The following is a 12,487-nucleotide window of genomic DNA, read 5'->3' as shown; positions in this document are numbered from 1 at the left end:
TACCGCGGAGCGGTTTAGTTCAACTTCCTGATAACAAAACGTTAGCGAATCCGCATCACACCGTTTCAGGGGAATGAACGACCATGGCACTGCGCAAGACACGGATATCAGCACTGGCCACCCTGCTGGCCGCAACCACAGCTTCCGGCAACCTGTTGGCGGAAGAACTTCGCCTGATTACCTGGGGAGGCTACGCCCCGGATGAGGTGGTCGCCCAGTTCGAGGAAGAAACCGGAATTGATGTAAAGATCACCTTGTCCAACAACGAGGACATGATCTCCAAGCTTCGGGCCACCGGTGGCGCCGGTTTTGATCTGGCCCAGCCGAGCCAGGATCGCATCGTGGGTGTACAGCGCCAGTTCAACATCTACAAGCCCATTGATTACAGCCGTATCAATACCGGCCAGTTGCAGGCGTCGATGGTGAAGGCGACTCAGGAGTCGACGGCTCTGGATGGTCAATCTTACGGTGTGCCCTCGGTCTGGGGGACCAGTGGCCTGATTGTGCACAGTTCCGTCGCGGACACCGTTACCGATTACACCGACCTGTGTGACCCGGCAGTGGCTGGCAAAGTGAGTTACCGCCTGAAGCGGCCGACGCTGATCGGCTTTGCCTTCGCCATGGGCATGGATCCGTTTGCGGCCTATGAAGACCGGGACGAGTACCAGTCCATCCTGGCGAAAGTGGAAGACAAACTGATCGACTGCAAAGACAACGTGAAAACCTACTGGACCGGTGGCGACCAACTGCTGTCGCTGCTTCGTACCGGAGAAGTGACCGCTGCCATGGCCTGGGATGCCGGCGGCTGGAAGCTGAATGCGGAGAACCCGGACATCCGCTTTGTGGCGCCGGAATCCGGAGCCCTGGGCTGGATTGATACCTTTGCCATCCCGCGCCGCAGCGAGAACGAAGAGGCCGCCTACAAGTGGATCAACTTTGTGATGCAGCCGGAAATTGCGGCCAAAATCACCAATGCCTCCGGTAACTTCACGGCCTCCAAAGGCGCCGATGAGTTTGTGAACGCCGAGCTGCGGGATGCCTATCGCCTGAGCTTCGATGAAGAAGCTATCAACAACATCAAATGGTATCCGCCAGTACCACCGGGGCTGGAAGCCATGGAAGGGCAGGTGCTGGATCGCGTCCAGGCGGCGAACTGATCCTTATGGCAACAGAGTCTGACCTGTCCTGCAGCGGACTGGTCCGCCGCTTTGGTAATAACGCGGCGGTGGACCATGTGTCGCTGGATGTTCCTGCGGGCACCTTTTTTTCCATTCTGGGACCGTCGGGGTGTGGCAAGACCACCCTGCTGCGGCTGCTGGCAGGCTTCGACAAGCCGGATGAAGGGGATATCTTCATTCGCGGCCAGCGCATGAATGAGGTGCCGCCTAACAAGCGCCCGGTGAACATGGTGTTCCAGCACCTGGCGCTGTTCCCCACCATGTCCGTCGGTGACAACATTGGCTATGGCCTGAAACGCAAGAAGGTGCCCGCGGCCGAGCGCCGCAAGCGGATTGCACGGGTGCTGGAACAGGTGGGGCTGCCGGAACTGGAGAATCGCAATCCCCAGGAATTGTCGGGTGGCCAGCGCCAGCGCGTGGCCCTGGCCCGCTGCCTGGTGCTCGAACCCACCTTGTTGTTGCTGGATGAGCCTCTCGGTGCCCTGGATCTGAAACTTCGGGAGCAGATGAAGGTCGAGCTCAAACACCTGCAAAAGCAATTTGGCACCACCTTTGTGTACATCACCCATGACCAGTCCGAAGCCATGGTGATGTCGGATCAGGTGGCGGTGATGGAAAATGGCCGCTTCGAGCAGGTGGCGCCGCCGGAGGAGCTTTACCGGCATCCGGCAACGCCGTTTGTCGCGGGGTTTGTCGGCGACAACAATCGCCTGGCGGGGACGGTGGTGTCCGTGGCCGATGATGTGGCGGCTGTTCGTATGAGCGATGGTGCGGTGGTACGCGGTCGGGCTGCATCGGCGGGCCTGGCACCTGGTGCCCAGGCAGAATTGTACATTCGGCCGGAATCATTGTCGTTTTCGCAAACGGCTGCGGTCGCGGGTTCCTCCTCACTGCAGACCCGAGTCCGGACCACGCTGTTTGATGGCGCCAACAGCCGGGTTGAAGTCGAAAGCAATGGCCAGGCACTATTTGCACGACTCCCCCAGGACGGCTCGGCGCCGGCGCTGACGCAGGACGGCCACCTTGAGCTGTCGTGGGATCCGGACCTGGCCCGGGTATTTGGAGCTGCGCACCAGTGAATAGCTCGGTTAGCCGTTTCTCGCTGTGGCTGTTACTGGCGCCTTTCCTGCTCTGGATAGTGCTATTGGTGCTGGTGCCCCATCTGCAGATGTTACGGGTGTCGTTCCAGGTACGGGAAAGCTGGGATACCCTGGCCTGGGGGCTGGAGCAGTACCAGAATTTCTTCAGTGAATCCTACTACTGGCGTACCTTCGTGCGTACCGGGCTCATGTCCCTGTTCACCACCTTCCTCACCCTGCTGATTGCCTTTCCCATTGCCTGGTACATTGCCCGCCTGGCTCGGGGGAGGAGCAAGGGTATTCTGTTCCTGGCTTGCCTGATCCCGTTCTGGGCCAGCGAGTTGGTGCGTACCTACGGCTGGATGATCCTGTTGCGGGAGAGCGGCCTGTTCAGTTCCTGGCTGCAGGCGCTGGGCTGGGTGGATGGCCCGGTGGAGATGCTCTACAACGATGTCGCGGTGATCATCGGCCTGGTCTACAACGGCCTGCTGTTTATGGTGGTGCCGCTGGTGACCACGCTCGACGGCATGGACGAGAACCTGGTTGAGGCCGGCTACGATCTGGGTGGCGGCCACGGTACCGTGCTGCGGGAGGTGGTGATTCCCTGGGCCATGCCGGGCATTGTCTCCGGCTGTATTGTGGTGTTCATGCTCACCCTGGGCAGTTACCTCACGCCGATTCTGATGGGGGGCAAAGACAGTGCCTGGTTTACCCAGCAGATTTTCACCCAGTTCATCACCCGGTTTAACTGGGAGCAGGGGGCGGCTTTGGGGGTCTTGCTACTGGTATTGTCGTCGCTGCTGGTCTGGCTGGGCCTGAAGCTGACCGGGCAATCCCTGCGCAAGGTTATGGGGTGATGTCATGATCCGTTCTGTACCTCGGTCCCGGTTGTTTGATGCCCTTTACCTGAGCTATCTGTTGGCCTTTTTCCTGTATCTTGCGTTGCCTTTGCTGGTGACGGCCGTGTTCGCATTCAACGACTCTCCGTTCCCGTCATTACCCTGGCAGGGCTTTACCCTGGACTGGTATCTGGCCGACGGCACCGACGGGCGTACCGGGCTTTTTCATGACGACGGCTTGCTCAGTGCGCTCTGGGTCAGTACCAAAATCGCGTTCTGGGTGACGTTGGTCAGTGTGGGGCTTGGCTGCGTGAATGCGGTATTGTTCGAGCGGGTGGAGTTTCGCGGCAAGGAGCTGCTGTATCTGTTGATGCTGCTGCCGCTGGTGATTCCGGGCGTGATTCTCGGGGTATCCATTCTGGTGTTCTACAGTGGCATGGCCAACGATGTCTCCCGCTTGTGGGGTATCGAGCTGGACTTGTTCCGGCCGGGGCTGACATTGGTGGTGATGGGGCAGGTCACCTTCATTACCACCCTGGCTACTCTGGTGATTGCGGCCAGGCTGCGCAAATTCGACCGACAGCTGGAAGAGGCTGCCCTCAATCTGGGTGCCACGCCGGTTGTGGCGTGGTTCACGGTTACCCTGCCGTGGCTGCTTCCCTCCATCCTCGGGGCCGCGGCAATGGCGTTTTTGATGTCCTTCGAGAACTTCAATACCACGGTCATGCTCACCGGTAGTGATACCCCGCTCACCGTGGCCCTGTTCAATCGTCTGCGGGAAGGCTCAACGCCGGTGTTGAACGCGGTGGCGCTGTTTCTGATGCTGGTGTCTGCGTTGCTTGCGCTGTTTACCCTCCGACAAAAAAGTTGAGAAAGTTCTGTATATGGCGTTTACGGTTTATACTGGAACGATCACTCCTGAAAGCGGGTTCTGCTTTGCACGCGTCCACTTGTCGCATCAGATTTCTGCTGGTGATCATCGCCCTCGGGGTCTGTCTGTCCCAGCCTGGATTTGCCGCTATCCAGCCGGTGGATGAGGGATGGCAGTATCGCTGGGGTGATTCCCCGTTTTTGCCTGATGGCACGCCATTGTGGATCCTTGAAGACTCTCCACAACACTGGCACGACATTGGTTTTCCATCGAACCCTCCTGGCCGCGATGGTCGTGAGCATGCCTGGTTCAGGGTGCAATTGCCGGAAGGTAGCTGGTACCAGCCCGTTCTCTATATTTACAGCGTCGACATCATTGTGCAGGCCTGGTTTCGGGGTGAATTGCTCTATCAATATGGCACCTTTGACCAAGAGGGAAGGGGCCGTTTTGAGGGATGGCCCTGGCATGAAATACGGCTACCGGAGGATTATCAGGGAGAGACGCTCTATTTCCGGATATTCTCGAATTACACCGACATAGGGTTATGGGGGGAGGTCGGGATTACCGATCATGCCGATCTGACGGTATACCTCCTCGGGGGAGCTGCTGAGGAAGTGGTAGTCTCGGCATTGTCGGCTCTGATAGCTTTTCTGGCTCTGGTGTTCGCCGTAATCCAAAGGGGCCAGCGCAGTTTCGCCAGCATTGCTCTGTTTTCATTCCTGACCTCGGTGATGCTGTTGGCTGAGAGCCAGGCGAGCTTGTTGATTGCTTACAAACCTTTGTTGTGGGACTACCTCGCGGCCGGCTCTTACTACCTGATTCCTATGGCGTTGGCCTTGTTGTTGCGGCAATGGCTGGGCGCTGCGCGCCCGGCGCTGATCAGCTGGCTGGTGTGGATTCATCTTGGATTGGCGGTGAGCGCCCTGGCCCTGGCGTTGGTCGGCGCGGTCGACCTTTCGTCGACCTTCCCGGTGTTTGATGTGTTGCTTCTGGTCTCCCTGGTGTTGATGGCTGGGGCTGTATTGCCTCGCTTCTGCGTGCTGTTCCGGGAGCAGCAGGTGCTGGTGGTGGCCTGTGGTGTGCTGGCGGTGCTGCTGATCGTCGATATGGCCGTTGCTCACGGGTTCCTGCCCTGGGGCCGGGTGCCGGTGAGCTGGGGCGCGCTGGGTTTCTCGCTGGCGGTGGTCAGCATTTCGGTCTGGCACTACGGCAAGACCCAGAAAGAGCTCCAGCAACTGAACATCCGGCTGGAACAGAAGGTTCAGGAGCGCACCGCCCGCGCTGAGTCACTGGCAGAAAGGGAAGTTGCCCGGGCCCGGTTGCTGGCACTGGAAAGCAAGAAAAGCCAGAAGCTGGCGGATGTCATTGCTGCCCTGCAGGATTGCGCCGGCATTGAGGAAGCCTTCGAGCCCCTGTTAAGAGCCATGCCGGAACTCTACCTGCCCATGACCGGTTGCTTTTATCGAAGAGGCGTCGATGGGCATTACGACCGCGTGGTTCACTGGGGCAGCGCCCCGGAGGACGTGTTCCCGGCGTCACTGGGGTCGAATCTTTCTGCCCTGACTGAAACCGTACTGCCGGTGCGTAGCTACGATTTACCGGCTCAAATGTGTTTCTTCCTGCGGGTAGAGTCTGCCCGCTCCGGCAATCGGCCTGAAGGGGTGTTGATGCTGGAGCGCCCGGATCTGCCGCCAGTGGTGAAAGACTATGGCATCGCACGGGTGATTGCCTGGGTATACCAGTCGGTTGAGAAAATTGGCATTACCTTGTCTGGTCTGGCCTTGCGGGCTGAATTGCAACGATTCTCCTATGAGGACAGTCTGACCGGCCTGAAAAATCGTCGCTACTTTGATGAACTCTTTCGCCATGAGCGGGAAGTGTCGGCCAGATCCGACAGGCCGCTTTGCCTGCTGATCTTCGATATCGACCACTTCAAACAGTTCAATGACTGCCACGGCCACGAGGCCGGCGATCAGGCGCTAAGAATGGTCGGTGACGTGCTCGGTACCTACTTTCGCGGCAGTGATACCGTATGTCGTTACGGCGGTGAGGAGTTTGCGGTGCTGATGCCGGGGGCATCCCTTGAGGAAGCCCGTCAGCGGGCCGAGCAGTTGCGGGCGGCCATTGCAGCCGAGCAGGTGGAGCATCGGAATGAAAACCTGGGCAGCCTGACCATTTCAGCCGGTATTGCCTGCTGGCCGGAAAACTGCGCGGAGTATGACGAGCTGTTCCGGGCCGCCGACAAGGCGCTCTATCAGGCCAAGGAAGCGGGCCGCAACCGAGTAGTTGCGGCCACGCTCTGACATCAATGCCAGATATTGCTGTCGATCTTTTCGTGCAGCTCAGGATAGTCCTTGGACTTGAAGTGCGGCACCAGGCCTTCCTTGCGCTGAGCCAGGTAGTCTTTGGTCAGTTTCACAACCGTGCCGGACAACAGAACGATAGCAATCAGGTTGATGGTGGCCATCAGCCCCATGGATGCGTCCGCCGCATTGAATACCGTGACCACCGCTTCGTAGCCACCCCAGATCACCATGCCCAGCGCAGCGAGCCGCAACAGGGTCAAGCCCAGAGTGTTGCCACCGCGCAGGTAGATCAAAGCGTTCTCGGCGTAGGTGTAGTTGGCGACAATGGAGGTGAAGGCGAAGAACAGAATCGCGATGGCGATAAAGTAGCCCCCGAACTCACCCAGGTGTACTTCCATGGCCTGTTGGGTCAACTGGGTGCCGGTCACACCGGAACCCGGCTCCAGAACGCCTGCCAACAGGATCATCACGGCGGTCGCCGTACAGACAATGATGGTATCGATAAAGACACCGAATGCCTGAACCAGACCCTGTGAAGAGGGATGGTGCGGAGCCGGGGTTGCGGTCGCGGCAATGTTGGGTGCCGAGCCCATACCGGCTTCGTTGGAGAACAGGCCGCGTTTGATGCCATTCAGCATGGCAGCGGTAACGGAGCCTGCCGCGCCGCCGGCGGCCTCTTCCAGGCCAAAAGCACTTTTTACGATCAGCGCCAGAATGCCCGGGACTTCGGTAATGTTCAGGGCCATCACGCCCAGCGCCAGGAGTACGTAGGCGCCGGCCATGAACGGCACGACAAACTCAGCGAAGCGAACGATCTTGCGCAGACCGCCAAAGATGACAATGCCGGCAAAAGCCGCGATGACCACGCCGACACCCAGCTTGGGCGCACCAAAGGCGCCCTGCATGGCATCGGCAATGGAGTTGGCCTGTACGGCGTTGAAAACCAGGCCGAAGGAGATAATCAGGCAGACCGCGAAAATGGCCGCGGCCCAGGGCGCTTTCAGGCCTTTGGCAATGTACACCGCCGGGCCTCCCCGGTACTGGCCCTTGCCGTCGCGAACCTTGTACAGCTGGGCCAGAGTGCTTTCAGCGTAACCGGTGGCCATACCGACGAGGGCTACCATCCACATCCAGAAAATGGCACCGGCGCCGCCCAGGTACAGGGCAACCGCAACCCCGGCAAGGTTACCGGTACCCACCCGGGAAGCCAGGCTGGTGCACAGGGCCTGGAACGGAGAAATCCCGTGTACATCGCTTTCCCGGGAGCCACGGATGGCGCGGACCATTTCGCCGAAATTGACGAACTGAAGGAAGCCCAGACGGATGGTAAAGAATACACCGACGGCAAGCAGGCCATAGACGAGGACATAGCCCCAGAGGATCGAGTTGAGAAAATCAACAATTGCAGTCATGGCTAGACGCCTTGTGATTTGTGAATGAGAAGTAATCCGAGGCGAGGCAGTCTAGCACGGTGAAAAATCAAGCAGACTGCGGAAATCCGTGATTGCCGGACAGCAAGGAATATGCTGTCCGGCGGTACTGCGGGGAGGGTTTCGCCGGTTCAGACCACCAGCACCGGGCACTTGGCCTGGGAGGCAACCCGGTGCGAGACGCTGCCCAGAAAGGTGCCATCCTTGTCGCTGTTGGTGCCCTTGGTGCCCACTACAATCAGGTCGGCCTCCTTGTCCTGGGCAAATTTCACAATCACCTTCGAGGGCCGGCCGGCTTTGACGAAACCGCGTACCTTGGTGGCGCCATGCTCCTTGGCCAGCTCCTTGGCGTGGTTCACTACGCCTTTGGCATACTCAGACAGCACCTTGTCCGGGATGTCCATGTCGTCGGGCCTTCCGATAGACAACGACGCCTCAAACAGGCTGTGATGCTTGTACACACAGAGGATGTAGATCTCGGCGTCCGGGATCAGTTTCTGCAGTTCAATGGCTTTATCCAGTGCCTTGAGTGAGGTTTTGGAACCATCCACAGCGGCCAGAATCCGTTTAAACATGTTGTTCTCCTTTGATCAGTGGCTGTGGATCTAGTCCCTGAACGCGATGTCACGCAGGAACAGGGCAATATCCGGGAAGGCGATGATCAGGCCGGCAGCCGCCACCAGCATGAATATGAACGGAGGCGTACCCCGGATAACTTCCATGTAGGGCCGTTTGAAGATGGCAATGGCGGTGAAAATGTCGCAGCCAAAGGGTGGCGTGGCAGAACCGATGGCCACCTGCAGGGTAATCAGCACACCGACAAGCACCGGATCCAGCCCGGTGGCCTGAATGGCGGGCGCAAAGATCGGTGTCAGCACCAGGATAACCACGATGGGATCGACGAACATACAGGCGATGAAGAAGGCCACACAGATGGCAATCAGCACGCCCACAGGCCCGGCCTCGTTGACGCCCACCGCTTCCAGGATGGCCTGGGGAATCTGGGCAAAGGAAATGATCCAGGAGAAGCCATTACCCACGGCCACCAGAATGAACACCACAGCCGTGATCAGCCCGGTGGATTTGGCAATCTTGTAAATGTCGTTCAGTTTCAGCGACCGGAAGACCACAAATTCCAGCAGGAAGGCGTAGAGCACGCAGACTGCAGCTGCCTCGGTGGGACTGAAAATACCACCGTAGATACCACCGACAATGATCACCGGGAACATCAGGGGCCAGGAGGCATCCCTGACTGACATCGCCCGTTCTTTCCAGCTGGCCTTGGCTTCAGTTGGAACATCGTTCTTGTAGGCGTAGATCAGGCAGTAGATCGAGAACATGAACAAAATCAGGATGCCCGGGCCGATGCCCGCAATGAACAGTTCGGCAATGGAGGTTTCCGAGATGACCCCGTAGATGATCATGCCGATGCTGGGAGGGATCAGGAAGGCGATATCACTGGCGTTGATAATCAGAGCCAACGTGAAGGGATCGGAGTAGCCAGCCTTGAGCATTTTCGGGCGCAGCGGTGAGCCCACTGCGACCACGGTGGCCTGGGTTGAGCCAGACACCGCCCCGAACAGGGTGCAAGAGGTGGCGGTACTGATGGCGAGGCCACCTTTGATGTGGCCGATAAAGGCCATGACCATATTGATCAGGCGGTCCGCAGACTGGCCCCGGGTCATGATATCGGCCGCCAGAATGAACATGGGTACCGCAATCAACGACGCTGGCCGGATGCCACCCATCATCTGCTGGATGAATGTGCCCATCTGCCCGAAGCCATCGAACATCATAACGAAGCCGATGACGGCAGCAGTGGTTAGCGGAATCATCATCGGGAAGCCCAGAAGCAGCAGCCCGATCATGACGATCATCATAATAGTTGCCATGGTGTGTCTTTCCTTAACCTATGGGTTCACGCTGCTTCAGACTTCGGTTTCGGTATCGGCGTAGCCATCCACCACACCCGTCGACAGGTACACGTCTTTGGTAGTGAAGTTCTTGATGGCGGTCAGCAGGTACTGGATGCCGGTAATGGCGAAACCGACAGGGGCCCAGATGTAAATCCACCAGATCTCAAAACCAAGCGCTGGCAAAATCCGACCTCGGCTGTACAGGGTCTGGATATACTCGAAGGAGTGATAGCACAGGAAAAACATGACCACGGAGGTAAACAGGGCGATGATGATCATCAGTACCTTGCGGCCCTTGGTCGGGAAGGCATCGTACATGGCGGACATGCGGATATGGCGGCCGTGCCGGGCGGCGTAGCCAATGCCGGCAAAGGTAATCAGAATGATCAGAATCCGGTTGATTTCACCGGAGAAAAACAGGCCCTCGCTGAACACGAAACGGGCAATAACATTGGCGCAGGTGTTTACCGCCATCAGAATCACGCCAGCGGCGAGCATGACGGCTTCGATTTTTGAAATCCAGACGTCAATCGTGCCCAGAAAGCCAGGCAAGCCGGACTCATAGTGACCGGTATCGTCTTCGATCTCCGGGGAATTCTCGGACATGGATTCTGCTCCAGAACATGTCGCTCCCGGCGGGAAGAATCCCCGGCGGGGCGGGGTTAAAGCTGGGTTGCCACCCGCCGGAGCGGGGGCAACCGTTTGGCGAGGTTCAGTCGTTCTGAACTTCTTTCAGATCTTCCTTGAACTGCTCCAGCAGCTCTTTACCACGCTCACCGGTCATTTCGATGAACTTCTCTTCCACCTGTGGCGCGCGGGCCTTGAAGGCTTCGATCTGTTCGTCAGTCAGACGGGTCACGGTAACTTCGTCGCTGTTGGACTGGATCTTTTCCAGGGCCTCGTCCGCCAGACCATCAATGTGCACGATGATTTCCTCGAAGGCGTAATCAGCGGCATCCTGAACCAGCTTCTTGTCTTCATCAGACAGGCCTTCGTAGAAGTTCTGGTTCGCCATCATGGCGGTGGTGAACCAGCCGTGGCCGGTGAATACCAGGTTCGGGGAAACCTCATACAGACCACCTGACTCAATCCAGAAAATCGGGTTCTCCTGACCCTGGATCATGTTGGTCTGCAACGCACCGTATACTTCACCCCATGGCAGCGGGGTTGGGGTAGCACCAAACGCAGAGTAGGTCTCGGACAGAAGCGGGTTGGTCATTACCCGGATCTTCTTGTTGTTGAAGTCTTCCGGAGAGGTCACCGGCTCATCAACGGTCACTACCATTTCCCCTTCCGGGTACATCTTCAGCAGCTCAAGACCTTTTTCAGAATACAACTCCGGGAAGTCCTCATTGATGGCCTCGCTCTCGCGGAAGAACTCGATCACGGTATCCATGTCGGTGGGCATGAGGTACGGGATAAAGAAGATCTGCGCTTCCGGGATCAGAGAGCCGGTAAAGCCAGGAGACTGGTTTACAAAGTTCAGGATACCGGCCTGGGTTTGTTCCATGATGTCGTCAGACTCACCCAGCTCACCGAAACGGTAAATCTGCAGGGTGTGGTCGGAATTCTCTTCAATGTATTCCTTGAACTTGTACGCGAATACGTCCTGAACGTCGCCTTCGTATTCTTCATGGGCGTAGCGCCAGTTGGCGGCATTCACGGCATTTGCCGCGGTCAGGCCGGCAAATGCCAGCGCTGAAATACCAGCCAGTTTCCTGAATTTACTTGTGCTGCTCATCGGGTTGTCTCCGCTCGTTATTTTACGTTAATCCATTGTTACATTATTAAAGACTGGCAAATCAAAGCGGTTTTCGCAAGGAAACGGGGGAAATAAGCTGCACGCAAATAGCCGATTAAGCCAAATTGCAAGTGCATGAATTCAGGATGGATTCGGGTTTTCAACACACAGGAACAGGAACCTTCTGAACTCCTCTGCCACCCGCTGGACACTGTTTTCCAGCCGATGTCCGTCGGGTAGGACCAGGGCTTCAATCTGCTGCCTCCGGGCCAGCTCCAGAACCGGCATTACCGGTACCACATCGTCGTTCCAGCCGTGGATAATGCGAGCGTGGTGGGCGCCAATCACCGGGTTGGACTCCGGATAATCCGGTAGCGCCAGTGCCGGTGCCAGCATAAAGCAGCCCCTGACCGGAGCCTGTTCGCTGGTCCGGGCGCAGACCCAGCCGCCCATGCTCGAGCCTGCCAGGATGGTCTGTTCGGGCCTTGCACCGGCAGCTGCCATGGCGTGGCGCATCTGCGCGAGGCGTTCGGCAGGGTCTTTAGTGCTGCGATGATCCACCGCCTCGGCATAAACGCCTGAAAACGTTTCAGCCACCGTTTTCAGGGCCTGGATCTTGGTACTGCCGGGGCCACTTTCCAGACCGTGGGAGAGAAAAACATGGAATGCCGGTTGAGCCATGATCAGGTTCTGCCTAGTTGATGGTTGCGTCGGAGTCGGTTTGCGGGGAACGGGTTTCGGCCAGGATATCCAGGGCCTGCCGGCGTTTGTCCGGGTCGTGGATATCAATGGTGAACATCAGTTCGTCCACCTGAATGTTGGTCAGCAGGTCGTCGAGTTGCCGGCGCAGGTCTTCACTGTTACCCATGATCTGCAGTTTCAGGAAGTCCCGCACGCCGGCCTCCTCGGCCGGATTCCAGAGTCCGTCCATGGATTCGACCGGCGGTCGCATCCACAGCGGCTGTCCGCGGAACAGGGCCAGAATGCGCTGGTAGCTGGTGGTGGCCAGATGCCGCGCTTCGTCCTTTGAGGTCGCGGGGATAGCGGGAATCGCCAGCATGGCGTAGGGCTGTCGCAGCTGCTCCGAGGGCTCGAAGTTCTCTCGATAGACCTTCAGGGCTTCCCGG

11 protein-coding genes and 1 pseudogene are annotated in these 12,487 nt (G+C 58.2%); 5 read left to right on the top strand and 7 right to left on the bottom strand.

The genetic code is table 11. From position 1 onward, the window contains the following. Positions 1 to 83: 83 nt before the first annotated feature. From B3Y70_RS07050 to B3Y70_RS07030, 5 genes are all read left to right on the top strand, one after another. Positions 84 to 1,157 (top strand): extracellular solute-binding protein, encoded by a 1,074-nt coding sequence (locus B3Y70_RS07050; RefSeq protein WP_023010712.1) that lies wholly within the window; start codon positions 84 to 86, stop codon positions 1,155 to 1,157. Positions 1,158 to 1,162: 5 nt separating this feature from the next. Then, a complete protein-coding gene (locus tag B3Y70_RS07045) occupies positions 1,163 to 2,257 on the top strand; it encodes an ABC transporter ATP-binding protein (RefSeq protein ID WP_288589478.1) in 1,095 nt (364 codons plus the stop codon). After that, the gene (locus B3Y70_RS07040; RefSeq protein ID WP_011783900.1) at positions 2,254 to 3,114 is read left to right on the top strand and encodes an ABC transporter permease; all 861 of its coding nucleotides are present in this window, start codon (positions 2,254 to 2,256) and stop codon (positions 3,112 to 3,114) included. Before B3Y70_RS07045 ends, B3Y70_RS07040 begins: the two co-directional genes overlap by 4 nt. Before the next feature lie 4 nt (positions 3,115 to 3,118). Then, positions 3,119 to 3,967, top strand: a complete 849-nt coding sequence (locus B3Y70_RS07035; RefSeq protein ID WP_153739834.1) for an ABC transporter permease — start codon at positions 3,119 to 3,121, stop codon at positions 3,965 to 3,967. Positions 3,968 to 4,068: 101 nt separating this feature from the next. Beyond that, entirely contained in the window at positions 4,069 to 6,270 is a 2,202-nt protein-coding gene (locus B3Y70_RS07030; RefSeq protein WP_227548785.1) for a GGDEF domain-containing protein, read from the top strand. A gap of 2 nt (positions 6,271 to 6,272) precedes the next feature. Here B3Y70_RS07030 and B3Y70_RS07025 read toward each other — a convergent pair whose 3' ends face one another. From B3Y70_RS07025 to B3Y70_RS06995, 7 genes and pseudogenes are all read right to left on the bottom strand, one after another. Further along, positions 6,273 to 7,685, bottom strand: a complete 1,413-nt coding sequence (locus B3Y70_RS07025; RefSeq protein ID WP_153739835.1) for an alanine/glycine:cation symporter family protein — start codon at positions 7,683 to 7,685, stop codon at positions 6,273 to 6,275. A gap of 149 nt (positions 7,686 to 7,834) precedes the next feature. After that, complete coding sequence (locus tag B3Y70_RS07020; RefSeq protein WP_011783904.1) at positions 7,835 to 8,278, bottom strand: universal stress protein; 444 nt, start codon at positions 8,276 to 8,278, stop codon at positions 7,835 to 7,837. A gap of 30 nt (positions 8,279 to 8,308) precedes the next feature. Further along, complete coding sequence (locus B3Y70_RS07015; RefSeq protein ID WP_011783905.1) at positions 8,309 to 9,595, bottom strand: TRAP transporter large permease; 1,287 nt, start codon at positions 9,593 to 9,595, stop codon at positions 8,309 to 8,311. A 36-nt stretch (positions 9,596 to 9,631) separates the two neighbouring features. After that, positions 9,632 to 10,225 (bottom strand): TRAP transporter small permease, encoded by a 594-nt coding sequence (locus tag B3Y70_RS07010; protein WP_011783906.1) that lies wholly within the window; start codon positions 10,223 to 10,225, stop codon positions 9,632 to 9,634. A 106-nt stretch (positions 10,226 to 10,331) separates the two neighbouring features. Next, complete coding sequence (dctP, locus tag B3Y70_RS07005) at positions 10,332 to 11,360, bottom strand: TRAP transporter substrate-binding protein DctP (protein ID WP_014420276.1); 1,029 nt, start codon at positions 11,358 to 11,360, stop codon at positions 10,332 to 10,334. Between the two features lie 141 nt (positions 11,361 to 11,501). Further along, on the bottom strand, positions 11,502 to 12,041 hold the full coding sequence (locus B3Y70_RS07000; protein WP_288589476.1) for a YqiA/YcfP family alpha/beta fold hydrolase: 540 nt from the start codon (positions 12,039 to 12,041) through the stop codon (positions 11,502 to 11,504). A 13-nt stretch (positions 12,042 to 12,054) separates the two neighbouring features. Next, positions 12,055 to 12,487, bottom strand: a pseudogene (locus B3Y70_RS06995) (LLM class flavin-dependent oxidoreductase); the annotation flags it as partial.

It is taken from the genome of Marinobacter sp. UBA5687 (assembly GCF_002420325.1).
Classification (GTDB): Bacteria; Pseudomonadota; Gammaproteobacteria; order Pseudomonadales; family Oleiphilaceae; genus Marinobacter; species Marinobacter nauticus.
This window is presented reverse-complemented; position numbering and strand designations above follow the sequence as displayed.

Excerpts from the sequence above, each read along its gene's own strand:
- B3Y70_RS07000 (WP_288589476.1), bottom strand. The coding sequence starts at position 12,041 with ATGGCTCAACCGGCATTCCATGTTTTTCTCTCCCACGGTCTGGAAAGT.
- B3Y70_RS07015 (WP_011783905.1), bottom strand. The coding sequence starts at position 9,595 with ATGGCAACTATTATGATGATCGTCATGATCGGGCTGCTGCTTCTGGGC.
- dctP (WP_014420276.1), bottom strand. The coding sequence starts at position 11,360 with ATGAGCAGCACAAGTAAATTCAGGAAACTGGCTGGTATTTCAGCGCTG.
- B3Y70_RS07020 (WP_011783904.1), bottom strand. The coding sequence starts at position 8,278 with ATGTTTAAACGGATTCTGGCCGCTGTGGATGGTTCCAAAACCTCACTC.
- B3Y70_RS07045 (WP_288589478.1), top strand. The coding sequence starts at position 1,163 with ATGGCAACAGAGTCTGACCTGTCCTGCAGCGGACTGGTCCGCCGCTTT.
- B3Y70_RS07050 (WP_023010712.1), top strand. The coding sequence starts at position 84 with ATGGCACTGCGCAAGACACGGATATCAGCACTGGCCACCCTGCTGGCC.
- B3Y70_RS07010 (WP_011783906.1), bottom strand. The coding sequence starts at position 10,225 with ATGTCCGAGAATTCCCCGGAGATCGAAGACGATACCGGTCACTATGAG.
- B3Y70_RS07035 (WP_153739834.1), top strand. The coding sequence starts at position 3,119 with ATGATCCGTTCTGTACCTCGGTCCCGGTTGTTTGATGCCCTTTACCTG.
- B3Y70_RS07025 (WP_153739835.1), bottom strand. The coding sequence starts at position 7,685 with ATGACTGCAATTGTTGATTTTCTCAACTCGATCCTCTGGGGCTATGTC.